Consider the following 19,013-nt stretch of genomic DNA (forward strand, 5'->3'; position numbering starts at 1 on the left):
AAGATTCTCCAATATCGCGCTCAGGCCCGTGTGTGCAGGCGGTTCATGCCCGCCTCCAGGCCATCGTCGAGGATGGCCGGCAGGGCGTCGGCGGCATCCCGGATGGATTCGCGAATCAGGGCCTCATCCTCGCTGCCCGGGCGCTTGAGAACATAGCCCACCACCGCCGCGGCATGCCCGGGATGACCGATTCCGATTCGCAAACGACGGAAATCCCGGCCGATGTGCCGGTCCAGATCCCGCAGTCCATTGTGGCCTCCATGGCCACCATTCCACTTCAGGCGCACGGTCCCCGGCGCCAGGTCCAGCTCATCATGGGCCACCAGCACTTCTTCAGGCCGGATACGGAAGAAATCCATTACCGCCCGGGCGGACTGGCCACTGCGATTCATGTAAGTCAGGGGACGCAACAGGCGCAGATCATGCCGACCCACGTGAATACGCGCCATCTCGCCATGAAACTTCCGCTCACCACTGAACAGGCCACCATAGCGGGCAGCCAATTCTTCCACGTACCAGAAGCCGGCATTGTGCCGGGTATCAACGTAATCGGCCCCGGGGTTGCCGAGGCCGATGATGAGCTTGATCTGTTCAGACATTGAAACCCCTGATCAAGCCGCGGGAGGGCGGCAACCTGGGCAGCCGCCCCCGCGCGCTCGGGTGGACGCTTACTCGCCGCCCTCTTCCTTCTTCTCGTCGGCCTCGGACTGGGCCTCGGCATCGGCGGCTTCGGCCTCGTCGGCTTCCACGTCTTCCTTGGCAGCACGGGGCTGGTGGATGGACACCACCTGCAGGTCATGGTCCTCGCCATGCATCAGCTCGACCAGTTCAACCCCGGACGGCAGCTTGAGATCCGTCAGGTGAATGGAGTCGCCGATATCCAGCTCGCTCACATCCACCTCGATGAACTCGGGCAGGTCCTTGGGCAGGCAGCTGACTTCCACGTTGACCAGATTGTGAGTGATCACACCGCCATGAAGCTTGACGCCGGGGCAGGTCTTCTCGCCCTCGAAGTGCAGCGGCACCTGCATGCGCAGCTTTTCCTTGGCGCTCACACGCTGAAGGTCGATATGCTCGACCACGGTGGGCTTGTAGACGTGGCGCTGCAGATCCTTGAGCACGGCCTTCTCCTTCTTCTTGCCCACGTTGATTTCCAGCACGTGGGAGTAGAAGGCTTCATGCTTCAGCTGGTTGATCAGTTCATCGTGATCCACGGAAACCGGCACGGGGTCCTTGCCACCCCCGTAGATGATTCCCGGGACACGGCCCTGACGACGCAGGCGGCGGCTCGCACCTTTCCCCTTGTCGTCACGGACTTCTGCATTCAGTGTGAAATCGTCAGACATGATTTACTCTCCGTATGGATCCATGGATCCCTTGTCGTTTCCGGTCACACTCCCCCGCGACCAGGTTCGTGTCACCGCGCCTCCGTCCACCCTTCAAGGCGGACGGAATCGGACTCACTCCGCGTAGAGTGAGATCACCGATTCTTCGTCGCTGATGCGACGCATGGTTTCCGCCATCAGCTCGGCAATGCCCAACTGACGAATCTTGTCACAGGCGGCGGCCTCGGCGTGCAGCGGAATGGTGTCGGTCACCACCAGCTCATCCAGCACCGAAGCGTTGATATTGTCCATGGCCTTGCCCGAAAGCACCGGATGGGCAATATAGGCCTTTACCTGGGCCGCACCCTTTTCCTTGAGTGCACCGGCGGCCTTGCACAGGGTGCCCGCGGTATCCACCAGGTCATCGACGATCACGCAGGACTTGCCGTCCACATCACCGATGATGTTCATGACCTGGGATTCGTTGGCCCGCGGTCGACGCTTGTCGATGATGGCCAAGTCGGAATCGCTCAGGCGCTTGGCAAATGCCCGGGCCCGGTCGGCGCCACCCACATCGGGGGAGACCATGATCAGCTCCTGCCCCTTGGAGGCTGCCTCTTCCCGCAGCTTGCGCATGTCATCCAGAAGCACCGGCGAGGCATAGACATTGTCCACCGGGATATCGAAAAAGCCCTGAATCTGATCGGCATGCAGGTCCATGGTCAGGACCCGATCCACGCCCGCCGAGGTCAGCATATTGGCCACCAGCTTGGCGGAGATGGGCACCCGGGCCGCGCGTGGTCGGCGATCCTGCCGGGCATAGCCGAAATAGGGAATCACGGTGGTAATCCGCCCGGCCGAGGCCCGGTAGAGGGCATCCACCATCACCAGCAATTCCATCAGGTTCTCGTTGGAGGGCGGACAGGTGGACTGAACAATGAACACGTCACGACCACGGACGTTTTCGTTGATCTCCACGGCCACTTCGCCGTCACTGAATCGCGCCACCTTGGCCTTGCCCAAGGGCAGCTCCAAGCGTTCGGCGATGCGCGCCGCCAGATCCGGCGTGGCATTGCCGGCAAAAACCATCATGTTAGATACCGACACCTGCTGTCCCCTTGCATGCTCAAGTGATGAGGAATCCGGACGGGCGCCCCACTCCCGCCAGGCTCCGGGGCCTGGTCTGGGGCACTTACAGCGACAAAGCCCGGCCGTGCGTAAGCACGGCCGGGCTGAATATGGCTGGGGCGGCAGGATTCGAACCTGCGCATCACGGGATCAAAACCCGTTGCCTTACCGCTTGGCTACGCCCCAATCATCTTTTCCAGGTCAGCCGATGAACTCGGCAACCTGAATGAGCGCGGCATTATAGCAGCGACCTCGCCGCAATTGTACCCCGTCTGACTCAGTCGGCCCCCAGGCGCTCCCGCAAGGGCGACTGATTGCAGGCTCGGGCGTAGAATCCCTGCCAGTTCTCGGGCAGATGCCGAAGCAATTCATTGGCCAGAGCAGCGTCGTCGAGGGCGAGAAACACACAGGCCCCCGTCCCGGTCAGACGGGGATTGCCATAGGGCGCCAGCCAGCGCAGGGCTTCCGCCACTGCCGGGTAGCGGGCCGCCACCACCGGCTGAAAATCATTGCGTCCGCCCTGTCGCAGATAATCCTGCAACTGGATGACCGCACTGTCCCGGATCAATTCCTCGGCATTGTAGATCTCGCCAGTGGACACGGCACAGTCAGGCTTGACCACCAGAAAACAGGGTTCCGGCAGATCGGCCACGGCCGTCAGACGTTCGCCTCGCCCCTCGGCCCAGGCCGCTTGGCCGTGAACGAAAACAGGCACATCCGAGCCCAGGCCAAGGCCGATCTCGGCCAGCTCCTCCTCACTCAGTTTCAAGGACCACAATCGATTGAGGGCATGCAGGGTGGTGGCGGCATCCGAGCTGCCACCGCCCAATCCGCCCTGTGCGGGAATCCGCTTCTCAAGTTGAATATCCACGCCGGGCAGATCATCCCGGCCGACTCGACTGCGCAAGGCCTGGGCGGCTCGCATCACCAGGTTCTCGTCCACAGGCACCTCGGCCAGGTCACCACTGAGCTGCATTTCCCCATCGTCGCGCCGATGAAAAGTCAGTCGGTCGCCGAAGTCCAGAAACTGAAACAGGGTCTGGATGTCGTGATAGCCGTCATCCCGCCGACCCAGCACATGGATGAAAAGGTTCAGCTTGGCGGGTGCCGGCCAGGCTTGTGCATCCTCGTGGACCGGATCACTCATCGGGCTGGTCCTGCCCTGGAATGACTGCCCAAGCGCCCTGCTGAGAGTCCACACCGGCAAAGTCGGGCCCCCCGGTTCGATCGCCCAGAACCCATTCACTGACCCGCAGGCGCAGCGTCACCCCCTCGAGCTCGTTGTCCACCGTGATCCGCCCGGGCAGCGCCAAACCATCCACCGTCTCATAGCGATCGTATTCAATGGTCCAGCCGCCCTGATGCAGCTCGCTCAATTGGCCGCCCCCATTCACTGCCAGGTAGGCCGGTTCCTCATCCGGATAGGGCAAGCCAATGATCCACCAGCGCAACATGCCCAAAGGCACCTGCCAGCCGGTCTGCAGGGCGAGCTCGCGCTCGGGCTCGGCGGTCTGCCAGGTCTCGCCCCGGCTGTTCTCAATCACCACCCAGCCGGGATCGCCCCGAACCCGGGTGGCGCCGATCCCGAAGGTACCGCGCAGACGAAAATCCATGTAATCCACCCACTGGGACCATCTTAGGGAGGCACTCCAGGCATCATCAGGCGTGCGCAGGGCAACCCGACCATCCAGCGACCAGGCCTGCAGCATGGCGAGGTCACGCTGGTGCGCCTCCCAGGCCATATAGTCCGGTGGCTCCTCCGGGGCGGGCGCAAAAGGGGCACAGGCGGCAACCATCAGCGCCAGTGCCAGCAGCCCCAGACCGCCCTTCAGTCTTTTTGCAATTGCTGCCATGTCTTTTCCAGTATCTCCTCGTCGGGCCAGCGCTCGCGGGCCGTCTCATACAGGCTTCGCGCCTCTTCCCTCTGTCCCAGCGCCCACTTCACGGCTACCTTGTGGGCCGCGACCTCGGCGACCTGCAAGCGCTCCCAGGCCTGCTCCAGCCAGCGCGCCGCCGCCTGATGATTACCCAGGCGATACTCCACCCAGCCCTTGCTGTCGAGTATGGCGCCACTGTCCGGGCTACGCCTGAGTGCCTGTCGAATAAGACGACGGGCCTCACGCAAATCCCGGTCCTGATCGGCCAGGCTGTAGCCCAGGGCGTTCAGCACCAGCGGCTCCTCCGGCCAGAGACGATGGGCCTTGCGAAGCCATTCCACCGCCACGGTCGAACCCGGCTCAGCCTCCAGGCGGCCCAGAGCGCAGCGATAGTGGGCATCGGCATCCCAGGCTCGGGCCGCCTGCGCCGCTTCGCACAGGGCAACACCCCGTGACTGCCAGCCCCGGGCCAACAGCAGGCTGCCGAGGGTAACGCGGAACTGGTGGCGATAGTCTCCCAACTGATAGCGACTCAGCTCAATGCGTTCATCCGCCTCGCCCTCTCGACCCAGTTCCAGCAACAGGGCAATGGCCCGAGCGCGAGCCTCCACATGATCGTCGCCGGACAGCACCCGATCATAAAGCCGCAAGGCAGCTTCACGCTTGCCTGCCCGCTCATTCACCACGGCCATTCGAAACCAGGTTTCGCGAAGACGGAAACCGCGAGCCGCCAATCGCGAAAACCGTTCCAGGGCCTCCTCATACTGACCCTGCTCGCTCAGTACCAGGGCCAGGGCATAATCGAAGGCGGACAGTCCGGGGTTGTCCTCCAGGGCTCCGCGCAGCAGATCGGCAGCGGCGGGCAGATCCCCGGATTCCCACAGCAATGTCGCCATTTCCAGAATGGCGCCGGCATCCCGCCAATCCGCCAGGGCCAGCCAGGCCTCGGTCACCGCCGCCGCATCCCCCGCCTGGGCGCGGACACGACGCTTGAGCCACCAGGCCTCGGGGTCATCCGGGTCACGGACCAGGGCCCGCTGACTCAGCCGTTGCGCATCCTCAAGGCGGTGAAGGCTCATGGCCATGCGCGCGCCCGCGAGCAGCGCGGGCGCACTGTCGTGTTCTCGCGAGAGGGGCTCCATCAACTGCCAGGCACGCCAGCGCCGCGGCAGTGATTGCAACTCCCCGCCCAGATAGCGCCAGTCCGCTTCGCTCGCCTCTATTAGCCAGCGCCGAAAGGCGTCCCGGGCCTGGGCCAATTCCCCAGCCTGCAGGGCGGCCATACCCAGCGCCCAGTCCGCGGCTGGATTGTCCGGGTCCCGCGCCTTCCAGAGCTGGGCCATTTCCAGAGCCTGTGGCCAGGCTTCGACGCGCAGGGCATAAGTGCTGGCTTCCCGGGTCAGGGCCAGTGAGGCACGGGGCTTGAGGGCACGGGCATAGAAATCCGACGCCAGCTCGGGCTCCCCCCGGGAACGGGCGATCTCGGCCAGCAGGATGTGTTCGCTCTGGGCAGCCTGCTCATCTTCCCGCTCGGGCGTCATGCCGGCACACGCTGCCAGCCAGAGCAAGGCAAGCAGGAGGACTGATGTATAATGATTTTTTGTCATGACTCCCGGCTTAGCCAATGAGCATTGTTCTTCGGCCGACCACGGCCGTCGACTCAGGTTCCTGTCGGGGTCTGTTCACCAATCCAGCCAGCATCCCTAACGCCACCCTACATGCCGCTGATCGCCCTAGGAATAAACCATAACACGGCCCCGCTGGAACTCAGGGAGCAACTGAGTTTTTCCGGCGACGAGCTGTGCGCGGCCCTGCGTGACCTGGAATCCCTGCCCGGGGTCCGGGAAGTGGCCGTGCTGTCCACCTGCAACCGCACCGAAATCTACGGCAGCCTGGACGAGGACGGTGAGACGGCCCTGCGGCAATGGCTCAATCATCACCCGAACACAGATCAGGAGGCCATCCAGCGCGCGGTCTATGAGTTCGTCGACGAGGAGGCGGTGCGACATGCCATGCGCGTCGCCTGCGGGCTGGACTCCATGGTGCTGGGCGAGCCCCAGATCCTCGGGCAAATGAAACAGGCCTACGAAGCCGCCCTGGAGGCCGGCACCGCCAAGCGCGTGCTGCACCAGCTCTTTCAGGGCAGTTTCTCGGTGGCCAAACAGGTCCGCACCGATACCGGCATTGGCCAGAACCCGGTCTCGGTTGCTTATGCCGCCGTGGATCTGGCCCGCCAGATCTTCGCCGAATTCGAGAACCACACCGCCCTGCTGCTGGGTGCCGGCGAGACCATCGAACTGGCCGCCCAGCACCTCAACCGCCGTGGCATCGGCCGCATGATCATCGCCAACCGCAGCGTGGACCGGGCCCATCGGCTTGCGGATGAGGTCAAGGCCCAGGCCAGCAGCCTGGACCGGCTGCCGATCCATCTGGTGGAGGCAGACATCATCATCGCCTCCACCGCTAGTCGCGAGCCCATCCTCACCCGGGAGATGGTCAAGACCGCCTTCCGTCAGCGCCGCCACAAGCCGGTGCTGATGGTGGACATCGCCGTGCCCCGCGACATTGAGGCGTCGGTGGCAGATCTCAGTGATGTCTTCCTGTATACCATCGATGATCTGCAGCAGACCATTCGCGAAAACCTGGCCTCGCGGGAACAGGCGGCCGCACGCGCCCTGGAAATCGTCGATGCCAGGGCCAGCCATCTGGCCGCCACCCTCAGTAGTCTGGACGCGGTCCCGGCCATCCGCCGACTGCGCGAGCGGGCCTTCGATCAGCGCGAACAAACCCTGCGTCAGGCGCAGCGCATGCTGGCCGCCGGACGCCGGCCCGAGGATGTTCTCGAATACATGGCCCATACCCTGACCAATCGCCTGCTTCACGAACCCACCGTGGCCTTGAGGGAGGCGGGGGAACAGGGAGACCGGGACACCCTGGACACGGCAAGACAGTTATTCGACCTGGGCGAGGGAGACGAGAAAGAAGAATGAAGGACAATATCCGCCACAAGCTCGAACAACTGGAAGAGCGATTCCAGGAACTGGCCGGCCTGATGGCCGAACCGGATGCGGCCAGCAACCCGGATGATTTCCGTCGCCTGTCGCAGGAATATGCCCGACTGGAGCCGGTGATGACGGCCTTCCGCCAATACCGCCAGCAGGAAGCGGATCTGGCCGACGCCCGGGAAATGGCCGCCGACCCGGACCCGGCGGTGCGGGAAATGGGCGCCGAGGAGCTGGCCGCGGGGGAGTCGGAGCAGACGCGACTGGAAGAGGAATTGCTGTCATTGATGGTCCCGCGCGACCCCCACGACGACAGCAATCTGTTCCTGGAAATCCGCGCCGGCACCGGCGGCGACGAAGCCGCCCTGTTCGCCGGCGACCTGTTCCGGATGTACTGCCGCTATGCCGAAACCAAGGGCTGGACGGTGGAGATCCTGAGCGAAAGCCCGGGTGAAGTCGGCGGCTACCGGGAAATCATCAGCCGGGTGGTGGGGAGCGAGGCCTATGCCCATCTCAAGTTCGAGTCCGGCGCCCACCGGGTCCAGCGGGTCCCCAAGACCGAATCCCAGGGCCGGATCCACACCTCCGCCTGTACCGTGGCGGTAATCCCGGAAATCGAAGTGGACACCAGCGTGGAAATCAACAGCAATGACCTGCGGGTGGACACCTTCCGGGCCGCCGGGGCCGGTGGCCAGCACGTCAACAAGACCGACTCCGCGGTCCGGATCACCCACTTGCCCAGCGGCATCGTGGTGGAATGCCAGGACGAACGCTCCCAGCACAAGAACCGGGCCCGCGCCCTATCCCTGCTGAAAGCCAAACTGGAAGCCGCCCGGGAACAGGAACAGCGCCAGAGCGAATCCGAAACCCGGCGCAAGCTCGTCGGCAGCGGCGACCGCTCCGAACGCATCCGCACCTACAACTTCCCCCAGGGCCGCGTCACCGACCACCGCATCAACCTCACCCTCCACCAGCTCGACGGCATTCTCGAAGGCGAGCTGGATCCGGTTCTGGAGGCCTTGATGCAGGAAGATCACGCGGACCGGCTGGCGGAGATGACTGGGTAGAGCGGCGAGCTGGCCGCGCCGGCTGCGAGGCCTACTGTTTCCTGCAGAGCCTCGCGTATTCAAGCCACACGCAATCCACGGCGTTTCCGAAGCGGCACGGCATTGTCGCGTGCAAGGCCAGCTCGCTGCTCGAAGCTCGGAGCTCGCCGCTCCCTAATCCCTCCTAAACCACCCCACCAAGGACAATCTATCCCGCTGGGTGGTGATGACTTCGTGGGGCAGGCTGTCGCTCAGGAAAATGACCAGGCGGCCGGGGGCGGGGAAGATGTCCACCGGGTCGGCGGCATCAGGGTAGAGGCGGAGCTGGCCGCCGTATTCGGAGCGCCAGCGGGGATTGAGGTAGAAGACGGTGGAGACGACGCGGGCGTCGTCGTCTCGGAAGCGGTCAATGTGGCGGCCGTAGCGGGCGCCGGGGGGATAGAGCGCGTAGTGGCCTTCCCAGCCGCGAATGCCCAGATAAAGCTCGCGGTTGAGGGTCTCGCGCAGGGCCGAGAGTTGCTCGAACCAGACCGCCTCGCTGCCCCGTGCCCGGCTGGGGTCGAGCCAGCAGAGTCGGTCGCCGCGGATGGCCTTGACCCGGGCACGGCCGGCGGCACGGCCCACGGCGGCATCACGGAAACTGCCGCGCTTCTGACGCCGGTAGAGGGTCCGGCGCAGACGGGCAACCGTCTCCGCCGGGAGAAAGTCATCGATGACGCCCCAGCCGGGACCGGCCAGGGCGTCCACCAGCGACTTCATGGGCGCCAGCCCGCTCAGTGGCTTTGCGGCTCGCTACCGCCCTGGCCTTCATCGGCTTCCGGCGCGGGAATGTTCTGCAGCCAGCCCTGGCCGAACTCGCGCTTGAGAGAGCGCACACCCTTGGCGGTCACCTGAATGCCAACGGTCAATCCCGGGTTGATCACCAGGCCCATGTCATCGCGCATATTGTCCAGCAGGATGGGGGCCGGGAATCGCGTGGGATGCTCGAAACCCTCCTGCTTGCGGCAGAAGTCCTCGGTGCGTTCCTCGGCGGTGAACACGGTCAGCAACTGGCCGCCTTCCTTGTCCGTGACCATCAGGCCCTGGACGTCGTTAAGGCGGTCGCCCGGCTGGACCGGCTGGTTCATGACCATGTACAGCGGCGAGCGCAACAGGCACTGGAAGATGGTGCCCAGGGAGACCTTGCCGTCACGGCCGGCCTGAATCAGGAATTCCAGTTCATTGCGGGCTTCAAAATCCTCCTGCCCGGCTGCCTTTTCTTGCTCCGACATTATCTCTTGCTCCCCTAAATGAAAGTGAGATTTAAACGCCCTACGCCTTGATCGCCGACAGGGCATGTTCCAGGTCGGCCTTGAGGTCGTCCAGATCCTCAATACCCACCGAAAGACGAATCAGGGTATCGCTGATACCCAGTGCCTCGCGCTTGTCCCGGGGGACGGAGGCGTGGGTCATGATGGCCGGGTGCTCGATCAGACTTTCCACCCCGCCCAGGCTCTCGGCCAGGGAAAACAGCTCGGTATTTTCCAGAAAGCTGCGCGCCTGATCCAGGCCGCCCTTGAGCCAGATGGTAATCATGCCGCCAAAGCCCTTCATCTGACGCCGGGCCAGTTCGTGCTGGGGATGGCTCTCCAACCCCGGATAGGCGACCTTTTCCACCTCCGGCCGGGCTTCCAGCCACTGGGCCAGTTCCAGCGCACTCTGGCAGTGGCGTTCCATGCGCAGGGCCAGGGTCTTGAGCCCGCGCAGGGCGAGGAAGCTGTCAAAGGGGCCACTGACGGCACCCACGGAGTTCTGCAGGTAGGCCAGCTGATCGGCCAGATCCTGGTTATCGCCCACCACGACCACACCCCCGACCATGTCGGAATGACCGTTGAGATACTTTGTGGCCGAGTGCATCACCATGTCGAAACCCTGGGTCAGCGGCTGCTGTACACAGGGCGTGGCGAAGGTGTTGTCGGCGACAGTCAGCAGCTTGTGGCGACGACCGATCTCCGCGATGGCCTCCAGGTCCACCAGCTTGAGCACCGGATTGGTGGGGGTCTCCACCCAGATCATGCGGGTCTCGGGACGAATGGCGGCTTCCACTGCGGATGGATCGCGCATGTCCACAAAGCTGAAATCCAGATTGGCGGAGCGCTTGCGGACGTTCTCGAACAGGCGATAGGTACCGCCGTAGAGATCGTCCATGCAGATCACATGGCTGCCCGCGTCCAGAAGCTCCAGGATGGTGCCGGTGGCCGCCATGCCCGAGGCAAAGGCGAAGCCGTGGCTGCCTTCCTCCAGATCGGCCACGCAGGCCTCATAGGCGCTGCGGGTGGGGTTCTGGGTACGGGAGTACTCATAGCCCTGGTGCTCCCCCGGGCTGGACTGCACGTAGGTGGAGCTGGCGTAGATGGGGGTCATGATGGCGCCGGTGCTGGGATCCGGCCGCTGACCGGCATGGATTCCCCGCGTGGCCAGACCGTGACGCTTCTTGTCCGACATATCGCTTTCCTTACTCTTCAATGACATTGCCCCGGCGCAGGTAACCCAGCAGATCACTGCGGGTCACCATGCCGAGGAAGTGTGAGTCGCGCACCACCGCCAGTGCGGTGTCGATTTCCAGGCGTTCAGCCAACTGGACCATGGGCAGATCCACTTCCACGGTGGGGAAGCTGGGATTCATGATCTCGCCCACCAGGCTGTCGAAACCCTTTTCCGAGCCCCTGACCGCATGGATCAGATCGCCCTCGTTGACCCCGCCCAACAGCCGGTCACCCTCCACGACCGGTAGTTGGGAGAAGCCGTTATCGCGCATCCGCTTGTGGGCGGTGGCCACCGTGTCCTGACGGGATACCGCCACCGTCGCCCGGTCTTCATGGGGCCGGCTGATCAGGTCCCGGAGGTCGCCGTGGGCGGGGCGCTCGATGAAGCCCTGCTCCCACATCCAGAAGTCGTTGTAGAGGCGGGAAATGTAACGATTCCCGGTGTCACAGGCCAGGGTCACCACATTCTTGGGCTCACTCTGCTCGCGGCAGTAACGGAGAGCCGCGGCCAGCAGGGTTCCGCTGGAGGAGCCTGCCATGATGCCTTCCTCGGAGAGCAGGCGGCGGGCGGTAAGAAAGGCCTCCCGGTCGGGAACGGCATAGGCCTTCTTGACGAAGCTGAGGTCGGCCACATCCGGGATGAAATCCTCGCCGATGCCCTCCACCAGCCAGGAACCGGCTTCACCCAGTTCCCCTTCATTGATGTAGCGAGTCAGCACCGAACCCTCGGGGTCGGCGACGATCAATTCCACCTCCGGCGCATGCTCCCGAAACCAGCGACCCAAACCAGTCACCGTGCCGGAACTGCCAACCCCGATGACCACCGCATCTACCTTGCCGTCCAGCTGTTCATAAATTTCCGGCGCGGTGGTGCGCTCGTGGGCCAGGGCATTATCCGGATTGCCGAACTGGTTGATGAAATAGGCATTGCGCTCTTCGGCAACACGGAGGGCCAGATCCTGGTAATACTCCGGGTGGCCCTTGGCCACATCCGAGCGGGTCAGGATGACTTCGGCTCCCATGGCCCGGCAACTGGCGATCTTCTCCGGGCTCATCTTGTCAGGAATCACCAGCACCAGGGGATAGCCCTTCTGGCGAGCCACCAGGGCAAGGCCAAGACCGGTGTTGCCGGCGGTACCTTCGACAATGGTGTCACCGGGCTTGAGATCGCCCCGCTTCTCCGCCTCTTCGATCATGGTCCGGGCGATCCGGTCCTTGACCGAATGGGCCGGGTTGTTCAGTTCCAGCTTGGCGAACAGACGACAGGGGCCGGTATCCAGCCGCGTCAGTTCCACCATGGGCGTGCGCCCGATCATCTCGAGCGCATTGCGATAAATCTGCATGCAGCCTCCCGCAGGCGAACAGGAAAACAGCGGTTGCAGGCCAAGGGGGTGCATTGGCCCAGGCCAACCGCCAGTCGCAAAGGCGCATATTGTACGGCATGGCCAGGAGCTTTGCCTCGCCAGCTTGCGTACAATGTGGGGATGCGAGAAATACCCCCAGACAGCAGGTCTCAAACGGCCACCATCAGCGAGCTGCTCAGTCGGGGCGAGACCCTGCTCCAGGGCACGACCCCCGATCCCCGTCGCGAGGCCCGCCTGCTGCTGCGCCATGCCAGCGGCCTGGGCGATGCCCAGATCATGGCCTTCCCGGAGCGACAGCTGACAGCGGCGGAGGCCGAGCGCTATCTCGCCTGGGTCCGGCGACGGGCCCGGCATGAACCGATTGCCCACCTGCTGGGCTGGCGTGATTTCCGGCAACTCAGCCTGCGGGTCGATGCCAATACCCTGATTCCCCGCCCGGAGACCGAGTTGCTGGTGGATCTGGCTCTTGATCTGATGCCGGCCGGGGGAGTACGCGCACTGGATCTGGGCACCGGCAGCGGTGCCATTGCCCTGTGCCTGGCTGACGAACGCCCCGCATGGTCGGTCAGCGCCAGTGATGAGAGCGCGGCGGCCCTCAGCGTGGCCCGGGATAATGCCCAGCGGCTGGGCCTGAAGCTCCGCCTGCTGGAAGGCGACTGGTTCGAGCCAGTTACGGGGGAGCGTTTCGACCTGATCGTTTCCAATCCGCCCTATATTCCCGAACAGGACCCTCACCTGGCGCAGGGCGATCTGCCCCACGAACCCCGCACCGCCCTGGCCGCGGGCGATGATGGCCTGGATGACCTGCGCCGGATCATCCGCGAGGCCCCGGCCCAGCTGACCCCCAACGGCCGACTGATGCTGGAGCACGGTCATGACCAGGGACCGGCCGTGCGGGCGCTGCTGGATGCAGCCGGTCTGATCGAGATCGCGACCCACCGCGATCTGGCCGGCCGGGAACGGATATCCACTGCCCGCCGGGGAGGCGATACCGGCTAGCCGCGCGAAATGCTGCCAAATGATAGCAAAAAGCTATCTGGGCAATGCAATTATTTATGCGCACATTCGCTAATATTAACTTGCTTTTGTACAAAGCTGGTATAGACTTGAACTCAAGTCCGGCAACGATCCGGACCCGCCGGATCCATCGTGACTCCCCCTCACCCGGATCCGGCTGCCGCCAACAGTCCCCAAGCAGGCGGCAACAAGAAGCCGGGGCTACCCGGCCGCCCTTCCGACAGGCGAGCGACGGCAAGGATGCCACCAAGCAACTACCCCAACGGGGCCCGCAAGGGCCCCGCTTTTTTTGCCATGTAAAATAGTCGCCCACGCATTGGCCCCGGAGAAGCGGATGGACCGACTTCGCTATGCCCGACATCTGTCACTGCCGGAATTCGGCGAGGACGCCCAGAGCGAACTGGGCCGCTCCACCGCCCTGATCGTCGGCATGGGTGGCCTGAGCAATCCATCTGCCGCCTATCTGGCCGCCGCCGGGATCGGCCGGCTGATTCTGGCCGATTTCGATAGTGTCGACACCGCCAACCTGCAACGCCAGATCCTGTTCGATAGCACCCAGGTGGGTCATGACAAGGCGCAGGCAGCCCGTGACCGCCTGCTGGCCCTGAACCCGGCGGTGGCGATCGACTGTGAGCGTGAGCGGCTGGACGATGCCAACCTGGACAGGCTGCTGCCAGAAGTGGATGTCATCCTCGACGGCAGTGACAATTTCCCCACCCGCTTCGCGGTCAATCGCGCCGCTGTTCGCCATGGAAGGCCTTTGGTTTCCGGGGCCGCGATTCGCTGGCAGGGCCAGGTGGCGGTCTTCGACAGCCGCCATGGTGGCTGCTATGCCTGCCTCTTTGACGAGGCTGCCGCTGACGATGACATGGGGGACTGCGCCAGCAACGGGGTGCTGGGCCCTCTGGTGGGTGTGATTGGTGCCATGCAGGCGGTCGAGGCCATCAAGCTGCTCACCGGGCGCGGTGAGGCTTTGCAGGACCGCCTGTTACGCTATGATGCCCATTCTGGCCGCTGGCGAGAGACCCGCTTTGCCCGGGATCCCCTCTGCCCGGTCTGTGGCCGGCGAAACTGACCTGACAATCACCTGGCGCTGGAGATCCGGTATGAGTGAGTCAATTGCGGAAACAAGCGACCCCTTGCAGCTTCTGGAAAGGGAAGACAGCGTCGAGGCCCTTCAGCGCTATCTGCTCGATTGCATTCCGCTGCTCCAGCATATGAATGTGAGCGTCAATCGAATTGACCGTGAGGCGGTACGTATCGCGGCACCACTGGCGCCCAACAGCAACCACATCGGCACCGCCTTCGGCGGCAGCCTCCACGGCCTTGGCACGCTGGCTGCCTGGGGTCTTCTGTGGGTGCTGCTGAGGGACCAGCCCGATGTCAGCCTGGTGATTCGCGACAGCAGCATGCGCTACCTGGAACCGGCCAAGGATGATCTGGTGGCGGTCTGCGAGACCCCCAATGTAGGCCTGGTCACCCAGTTCCTGCGGGGCATCCAGCGTCGCAGCAAATCCGCCATCGAACTCCAGGCCCGAGTGGAAAGCGCCGGCCGGACCTGCGCCGAGTTCCGCGGCGTTTTTGTTGCCATTCGCGCCAGGAAGTAGCCCCGACGCAGACACCCTCCTCCCGGGCCCCCTTCTTATCCCCCGTTTGGGGGAGAGACATTGCCACACCACGTCCCTACACTTCGTTGGTGTAGTGCTGCGGTGGACGCGGCAGTACGTGATCCAAGGATCCGCATAACAGACAACACGTTTCTCGCGGAGGGAAACAGGGAGGAGTACAGATGATGAATAGACATATATTGACCACTGTTGCCATTGCAGGCAGTTTCGCGCTCAGCGGCTGTTTCAGCAGCGACTCAGATGATAGCGCTAGCCCAGACCAGGTTGAGGGCCAGATCGTGGTTCCCGTGGGGACCGCCGACGGCGACGACGACAATGGTGCGATCCTGAACCAAATGGCCGGTCACCCGGCGGCGCTTCGGCCCACCGCAGGCGGTACCATCCTGAACGCCAGTGCCAACTGCCCAGATGTTCCTGGTGGCTACGAAGCCCTGGCCGATGCCACCGTGGAATTCCTGGACAGCAGCGACGTGGTCGTGGGTGATACGGTGACCACCGACGAATGCGGTCAGTTCAATGCCGACCCGCCCTCCGAGGCCGTCATGGTTCGAGCCACCCGAGATGGGTTCCATCCGGTGGAAGCGGAAGTTGCCAATTTCCGCGCAGGGGGCTCTGGAATTGGGTCCACCATCCCCTCCAACTGGAACTACCGTATTGGCTCCATGCAGGTCCAAAGCGATGGGCGTGTAGCCTTCACCGTGGTTGACGATCAGCGTGGCATGGCCGTCATCGGCCTCCCGGCCCGCACAGTGGAAGCCCTGGTGAACCAGACCCAGGTCTCCATCGGCGACCTGACCAGCAGTGCCGCCACCCAGGAAGCCGCCTCGGTCGGCGTGGTGCTGGATGCCAGTGGCTCCATGTACCAGTGGGCCTACACTGACGAGGACACCGGTGAGAGCTTTGACCGTTTCCAGCTCACCACCCTCGCCACCCATGAATTCCTGAATATCCGGGGCGGCGGTGATGAGGTCAGCTTCACCATCTTTGATGGTCGCGTGGACCTGATTAATGATGACTGGATTGAGGCCAACTGGACGCTGGAAGATGCTCAGCAGGATCCGGTGGACTACAGCTTCAGCAGCTCCGGTTTCACCCAGGATGAGGAACCCCTGCGCATGATCAGCGATGCGTTCAATCCTCACTCCACCATCTGGGGAGCCAACCAGGATGCCGACACCATCGCGGATGATCCCCACGCGGAGACTCCCGACTTCCAGATCACCAACTCCTACAGCTGGGGCGGGATGACGGCACTTTATGATGCCGTTGATGCTGGTCTGGACGTGCTGGAGACAGCGGCGAATGACCGCAAGATCCTGGTCACCATGGGGGATGGCGGCGATAACAGCTCAACCAAGAACAAGCAGGAAGTCATCGACCGCGCCAACAGCATGGGGATCCCGGTTCTGGCTGTGGGCCTGGCGGTGTCCGGTACCGCTGAACAGAACCTGAAGGATCTGGGTTACGACACCGGCGGTGACTACTTCTCCGTGGACAGCATCGATATCTCCGATGCCTTTATCAGCATCCAGAGCGGTATCCAGTTCCAGTACCTCCTGGAGCTGCCTGGCGTGGACCTGGAGGCCGGCGATGTTCTCACCCTGCGCATCGACTACAACAACATCGTTGCCGAGCGAGACTACACCGTACCCTCCAATCCCTAAGCAATAATCGCGGGTAAGAAAAAGCGCCAGCAGGGCTTTCCCTGCTGGCGCTTTTCATTCGCGACAACCAGACTCCGGTCGCGCGTCAGTGTCGGGTGCTGGAACCCAAGCTGCTCGAAGAATCCGCGAACAGCTCGGCTGTATCGACTTTATCAAAATGATAGCTTCGACCACAGAATTCGCAGGACACCTCCACGCGTCCCTGAGCCTCAATGATCTCCTCCACTTCCTCTGTGCCCAACCGCCGCAGCACGTCGGCAATCTTGTCGCGGGAACAGGTGCAGCGAAAGGCCACCGGGTGGGCCTCGAACAGGCGAACGTCTTCTTCATGATAGAGGCGGTGCAGGAGCTGCTCCACCGGCAGATGACAGAGCTCCTGTTCGCTAACCGTCTCCGCCAGGGTGACGGCCCGATTCCAGGCATCATCCTCTTCCTGTTCACCGGGAATCACCTGCAACAACAGACCGGAAGCCGCATGCTCGTCGGCGGCAAGCCACAGGCGGGTGGGAAGCTGTTCCGAGCGGGAGAAATAACCTTCCAGGCAGGCACCCAGGCTATCCCCTTCCATGGGCACAATGCCCTGATAGCGCTCTGATTGCTCCTTCTGCTCAATGGTGATGGCCATGGTGCCATCACCCACCAGGGTCTGGAAGCTGTCGGTATCCGGCAGGGACTCTCCGTACTGGGCGGTACCGCGAAGCACCAGGTCGCTGCTGCACTGCACCACCAGCAGGTTCACCGGACCACTGCCCTGGACCTGCAGGGTCATGGCACCATCAAACTTCAAGGTGGACGCCAGCAGGCTGGCGGCGGCCATGGCCTGGCCCAACAGCCGACGCACGGGCGCGGGGTAATCCGTATGTTCCAGGGCGGCCTGCCAGCTTGCGTCCAGATGCACCACCTCCCCCCGCACCGGGAAATGCTCAAAGAGGAAGCGGTGCAGACTGTCAGCCTGTTTGACTGCGTCGTTCATCCCTTCAGCTTCTCCTTCAGAAGCTCATTGACCTGTTGGGGGTTGGCCTTGCCCTTGGTGGCCTTCATCACCTGCCCCACGAAGAAGCCGAAGAGCTTGTCCTTACCGGCCCGGTATTGCTCCAGCTGCTGGGGATTCTTTTCCAGCACGTCGTCGATGATGGGCTCGATGGCCGAGGCATCGGTGATCTGCTTGAGACCCTTCTTGTCGATGATGGTATCGGCATCGCCCTCACCGGCCCACATGGCCTCGAATACATCCTTGGCGATCTTGCCGGAGATGGTGTTGTCCTCGATACGCTTGAGCAGTCCGGCCAGGGCATCGGCATTCACCGGGGCCTCGGCAATCTCCACGCCGTCCTTGTTGAGGAAGCCTGAAAACTCACCCATGACCCAGTTGGCCGCCAACTTGGGATCACCGCCCGAGGCCTTGACCACCGCCTCATAGAAATCACCCATTTCCCGGGTGGCTGTCAGCACGCCGGCATCATAGGCCTTGAGACCGTAATCGCTGATGAATCGCTCTCTCTTTGCATCCGGCAGCTCGGGAAGGCTGGAACGAACCTTCTCGACAAAGCTGTTCTCGATCTCCAAAGGCAGCAGGTCCGGGTCGGGGAAGTAACGATAATCGTTGGCTTCCTCCTTGGTCCTCATGGAGCGGGTCTCGCCCTTGGCAGGATCGTAGAGACGGGTCTCCTGCACCACTTCACCACCGGACTCAAGGACATCAATCTGCCGCTCCACTTCGTAATCAATGGCCTTCTCCACGAAACGGAAGGAGTTGACGTTCTTGATCTCGGTGCGGGTGCCAAACTCTTTCTGGCCCTTGGGACGCACGGAGACATTGGCATCGCAACGGAAAGAACCTTCCTGCATGTTGCCGTCACAGATCTCCAGGTAGCGAACCAGGGAATGGAGTTTTTTCATGTAGGCCACCGCTTCCGCGGAGGAGCGCAGATCCGGCTCGGAGACGATCTCCAGCAGGGGCGTGCCGGCGCGGTTGAGGTCGATGCCGGTCATGGTCTCGAAACCCTCGTGCAGCGACTTGCCGGCGTCTTCTTCCAGGTGGGCCCGGGTGACGCCCACAGTCTTGGTGCTGCCGTCATCCATTTCGATATCCAGGGTGCCCTCGTAGACTACCGGCAGCTCGTACTGGCTGATCTGATATCCCTTGGGCAGGTCCGGATAGAAGTAGTTCTTGCGAGCAAAAACCGAACGATCGGCAATCTTGGCGCCGATGGCCAGCCCCAGCTTCACGGCCATGCCCACCGCCTCACGGTTGAGCACCGGCAACATGCCGGGATAGCCCAGATCAATGAGCGAGGCCTGGGTATTGGGCTCGGCACCGTAGGCGGTGGAACTGCCCGAAAAGATCTTGCTACTGGTTTGGAGCTGGGTGTGGATTTCCAGCCCGATGACGGTTTCCCATTCCATAATCGTGTTCCAATTTTGACTGTGGGAGACC

18 protein-coding genes and 1 tRNA gene are annotated in these 19,013 nt (G+C 63.1%); 6 read left to right on the forward strand and 13 right to left on the reverse strand.

Annotation, left to right across the window (positions count from 1 at the left end; translation table 11 throughout):
- Window positions 1-20 precede the first annotated feature (20 nt).
- The 7 genes from pth to VCB98_RS06445 form a co-directional block, all read right to left on the reverse strand.
- Complete coding sequence (gene pth, locus VCB98_RS06415; protein WP_346051075.1) at window positions 21-599, reverse strand: aminoacyl-tRNA hydrolase; 579 nt, start codon at window positions 597-599, stop codon at window positions 21-23.
- A 69-nt stretch (window positions 600-668) separates the two neighbouring features.
- Complete coding sequence (locus VCB98_RS06420) at window positions 669-1,346, reverse strand: 50S ribosomal protein L25/general stress protein Ctc (RefSeq protein ID WP_346051076.1); 678 nt, start codon at window positions 1,344-1,346, stop codon at window positions 669-671.
- A 114-nt stretch (window positions 1,347-1,460) separates the two neighbouring features.
- Complete coding sequence (locus VCB98_RS06425) at window positions 1,461-2,417, reverse strand: ribose-phosphate pyrophosphokinase (protein ID WP_346051118.1); 957 nt, start codon at window positions 2,415-2,417, stop codon at window positions 1,461-1,463.
- A 147-nt stretch (window positions 2,418-2,564) separates the two neighbouring features.
- Window positions 2,565-2,639: transfer RNA gene (locus VCB98_RS06430), tRNA-Gln, on the reverse strand.
- 91 nt (window positions 2,640-2,730) lie between these two features.
- On the reverse strand, window positions 2,731-3,600 hold the full coding sequence (gene ispE / locus VCB98_RS06435) for a 4-(cytidine 5'-diphospho)-2-C-methyl-D-erythritol kinase (protein ID WP_346051077.1): 870 nt from the start codon (window positions 3,598-3,600) through the stop codon (window positions 2,731-2,733).
- Window positions 3,593-4,306 (reverse strand): lipoprotein insertase outer membrane protein LolB, encoded by a 714-nt coding sequence (lolB, locus tag VCB98_RS06440; RefSeq protein ID WP_346051078.1) that lies wholly within the window; start codon window positions 4,304-4,306, stop codon window positions 3,593-3,595. Before lolB ends, ispE begins: the two co-directional genes overlap by 8 nt.
- Window positions 4,282-5,937, reverse strand: a complete 1,656-nt coding sequence (locus VCB98_RS06445; RefSeq protein ID WP_346051079.1) for a tetratricopeptide repeat protein — start codon at window positions 5,935-5,937, stop codon at window positions 4,282-4,284. Before VCB98_RS06445 ends, lolB begins: the two co-directional genes overlap by 25 nt.
- Before the next feature lie 111 nt (window positions 5,938-6,048).
- Between VCB98_RS06445 and hemA the strand changes: the two genes are divergently transcribed.
- Both hemA and prfA read left to right on the forward strand, forming a co-directional pair.
- Entirely contained in the window at window positions 6,049-7,320 is a 1,272-nt protein-coding gene (gene hemA, locus VCB98_RS06450) for a glutamyl-tRNA reductase (protein WP_346051080.1), read from the forward strand.
- Window positions 7,317-8,399, forward strand: coding sequence for a peptide chain release factor 1 (gene prfA, locus VCB98_RS06455; protein ID WP_346051081.1), 1,083 nt, complete (start codon window positions 7,317-7,319; stop codon window positions 8,397-8,399). Before hemA ends, prfA begins: the two co-directional genes overlap by 4 nt.
- Window positions 8,400-8,552: 153 nt before the next feature.
- Here prfA and VCB98_RS06460 read toward each other — a convergent pair whose 3' ends face one another.
- Genes VCB98_RS06460 through VCB98_RS06475 form a run of 4 tightly spaced genes read right to left on the reverse strand, consistent with a single transcriptional unit; the run spans window position 8,553 to window position 12,246 of the window.
- A complete protein-coding gene (locus tag VCB98_RS06460) occupies window positions 8,553-9,137 on the reverse strand; it encodes a 2OG-Fe(II) oxygenase (RefSeq protein WP_346051082.1) in 585 nt (194 codons plus the stop codon).
- A gap of 14 nt (window positions 9,138-9,151) precedes the next feature.
- Entirely contained in the window at window positions 9,152-9,649 is a 498-nt protein-coding gene (locus tag VCB98_RS06465; RefSeq protein ID WP_346051083.1) for an SseB family protein, read from the reverse strand.
- 40 nt (window positions 9,650-9,689) lie between these two features.
- Entirely contained in the window at window positions 9,690-10,862 is a 1,173-nt protein-coding gene (locus VCB98_RS06470) for a cystathionine gamma-synthase (RefSeq protein WP_346051084.1), read from the reverse strand.
- Between the two features lie 10 nt (window positions 10,863-10,872).
- Window positions 10,873-12,246, reverse strand: coding sequence for a pyridoxal-phosphate dependent enzyme (locus VCB98_RS06475; protein ID WP_346051085.1), 1,374 nt, complete (start codon window positions 12,244-12,246; stop codon window positions 10,873-10,875).
- 141 nt (window positions 12,247-12,387) lie between these two features.
- Here VCB98_RS06475 and prmC point away from each other — a divergent pair, with 141 nt between their 5' ends.
- From prmC to VCB98_RS06495, 4 genes are all read left to right on the forward strand, one after another.
- The gene (gene prmC / locus VCB98_RS06480; protein WP_346051086.1) at window positions 12,388-13,266 is read left to right on the forward strand and encodes a peptide chain release factor N(5)-glutamine methyltransferase; all 879 of its coding nucleotides are present in this window, start codon (window positions 12,388-12,390) and stop codon (window positions 13,264-13,266) included.
- Between the two features lie 352 nt (window positions 13,267-13,618).
- Entirely contained in the window at window positions 13,619-14,359 is a 741-nt protein-coding gene (locus VCB98_RS06485; RefSeq protein WP_346051087.1) for a HesA/MoeB/ThiF family protein, read from the forward strand.
- Window positions 14,360-14,390: 31 nt separating this feature from the next.
- Complete coding sequence (locus VCB98_RS06490; protein ID WP_346051088.1) at window positions 14,391-14,891, forward strand: YiiD C-terminal domain-containing protein; 501 nt, start codon at window positions 14,391-14,393, stop codon at window positions 14,889-14,891.
- Window positions 14,892-15,076: 185 nt separating this feature from the next.
- Window positions 15,077-16,576, forward strand: coding sequence for a vWA domain-containing protein (locus VCB98_RS06495; RefSeq protein ID WP_346051089.1), 1,500 nt, complete (start codon window positions 15,077-15,079; stop codon window positions 16,574-16,576).
- A gap of 85 nt (window positions 16,577-16,661) precedes the next feature.
- On the opposite strand, the gene hslO is transcribed toward VCB98_RS06495, so the two are convergent.
- On the reverse strand, window positions 16,662-17,549 hold the full coding sequence (hslO, locus tag VCB98_RS06500) for an Hsp33 family molecular chaperone HslO (protein WP_346051090.1): 888 nt from the start codon (window positions 17,547-17,549) through the stop codon (window positions 16,662-16,664).
- Window positions 17,546-18,982 carry an Asp-tRNA(Asn)/Glu-tRNA(Gln) amidotransferase subunit GatB gene (gene gatB, locus VCB98_RS06505; RefSeq protein WP_346051091.1) on the reverse strand — a complete coding sequence of 479 codons (1,437 nt, stop codon included), beginning with the start codon at window positions 18,980-18,982 and terminating at the stop codon, window positions 17,546-17,548. Before gatB ends, hslO begins: the two co-directional genes overlap by 4 nt.
- Window positions 18,983-19,013 lie beyond the last annotated feature (31 nt).

The organism is Natronospira elongata, assembly GCF_034931365.1.
Lineage (GTDB): Bacteria > Pseudomonadota > Gammaproteobacteria > Natronospirales > Natronospiraceae > Natronospira > Natronospira elongata.

Excerpts from the sequence above, each read along its gene's own strand:
- pth (WP_346051075.1), bottom strand. The coding sequence starts at position 599 with ATGTCTGAACAGATCAAGCTCATCATCGGCCTCGGCAACCCCGGGGCC.
- VCB98_RS06420 (WP_346051076.1), bottom strand. The coding sequence starts at position 1,346 with ATGTCTGACGATTTCACACTGAATGCAGAAGTCCGTGACGACAAGGGG.
- VCB98_RS06425 (WP_346051118.1), bottom strand. The coding sequence starts at position 2,417 with ATGATGGTTTTTGCCGGCAATGCCACGCCGGATCTGGCGGCGCGCATC.
- ispE (WP_346051077.1), bottom strand. The coding sequence starts at position 3,600 with ATGAGTGATCCGGTCCACGAGGATGCACAAGCCTGGCCGGCACCCGCC.
- lolB (WP_346051078.1), bottom strand. The coding sequence starts at position 4,306 with ATGGCAGCAATTGCAAAAAGACTGAAGGGCGGTCTGGGGCTGCTGGCA.
- VCB98_RS06445 (WP_346051079.1), bottom strand. The coding sequence starts at position 5,937 with ATGACAAAAAATCATTATACATCAGTCCTCCTGCTTGCCTTGCTCTGG.
- hemA (WP_346051080.1), top strand. The coding sequence starts at position 6,049 with ATGCCGCTGATCGCCCTAGGAATAAACCATAACACGGCCCCGCTGGAA.
- prfA (WP_346051081.1), top strand. The coding sequence starts at position 7,317 with ATGAAGGACAATATCCGCCACAAGCTCGAACAACTGGAAGAGCGATTC.
- VCB98_RS06460 (WP_346051082.1), bottom strand. The coding sequence starts at position 9,137 with ATGAAGTCGCTGGTGGACGCCCTGGCCGGTCCCGGCTGGGGCGTCATC.
- VCB98_RS06465 (WP_346051083.1), bottom strand. The coding sequence starts at position 9,649 with ATGTCGGAGCAAGAAAAGGCAGCCGGGCAGGAGGATTTTGAAGCCCGC.
- VCB98_RS06470 (WP_346051084.1), bottom strand. The coding sequence starts at position 10,862 with ATGTCGGACAAGAAGCGTCACGGTCTGGCCACGCGGGGAATCCATGCC.
- VCB98_RS06475 (WP_346051085.1), bottom strand. The coding sequence starts at position 12,246 with ATGCAGATTTATCGCAATGCGCTCGAGATGATCGGGCGCACGCCCATG.
- prmC (WP_346051086.1), top strand. The coding sequence starts at position 12,388 with ATGCGAGAAATACCCCCAGACAGCAGGTCTCAAACGGCCACCATCAGC.
- VCB98_RS06485 (WP_346051087.1), top strand. The coding sequence starts at position 13,619 with ATGGACCGACTTCGCTATGCCCGACATCTGTCACTGCCGGAATTCGGC.
- VCB98_RS06490 (WP_346051088.1), top strand. The coding sequence starts at position 14,391 with ATGAGTGAGTCAATTGCGGAAACAAGCGACCCCTTGCAGCTTCTGGAA.
- VCB98_RS06495 (WP_346051089.1), top strand. The coding sequence starts at position 15,077 with ATGAATAGACATATATTGACCACTGTTGCCATTGCAGGCAGTTTCGCG.
- hslO (WP_346051090.1), bottom strand. The coding sequence starts at position 17,549 with ATGAACGACGCAGTCAAACAGGCTGACAGTCTGCACCGCTTCCTCTTT.
- gatB (WP_346051091.1), bottom strand. The coding sequence starts at position 18,982 with ATGGAATGGGAAACCGTCATCGGGCTGGAAATCCACACCCAGCTCCAA.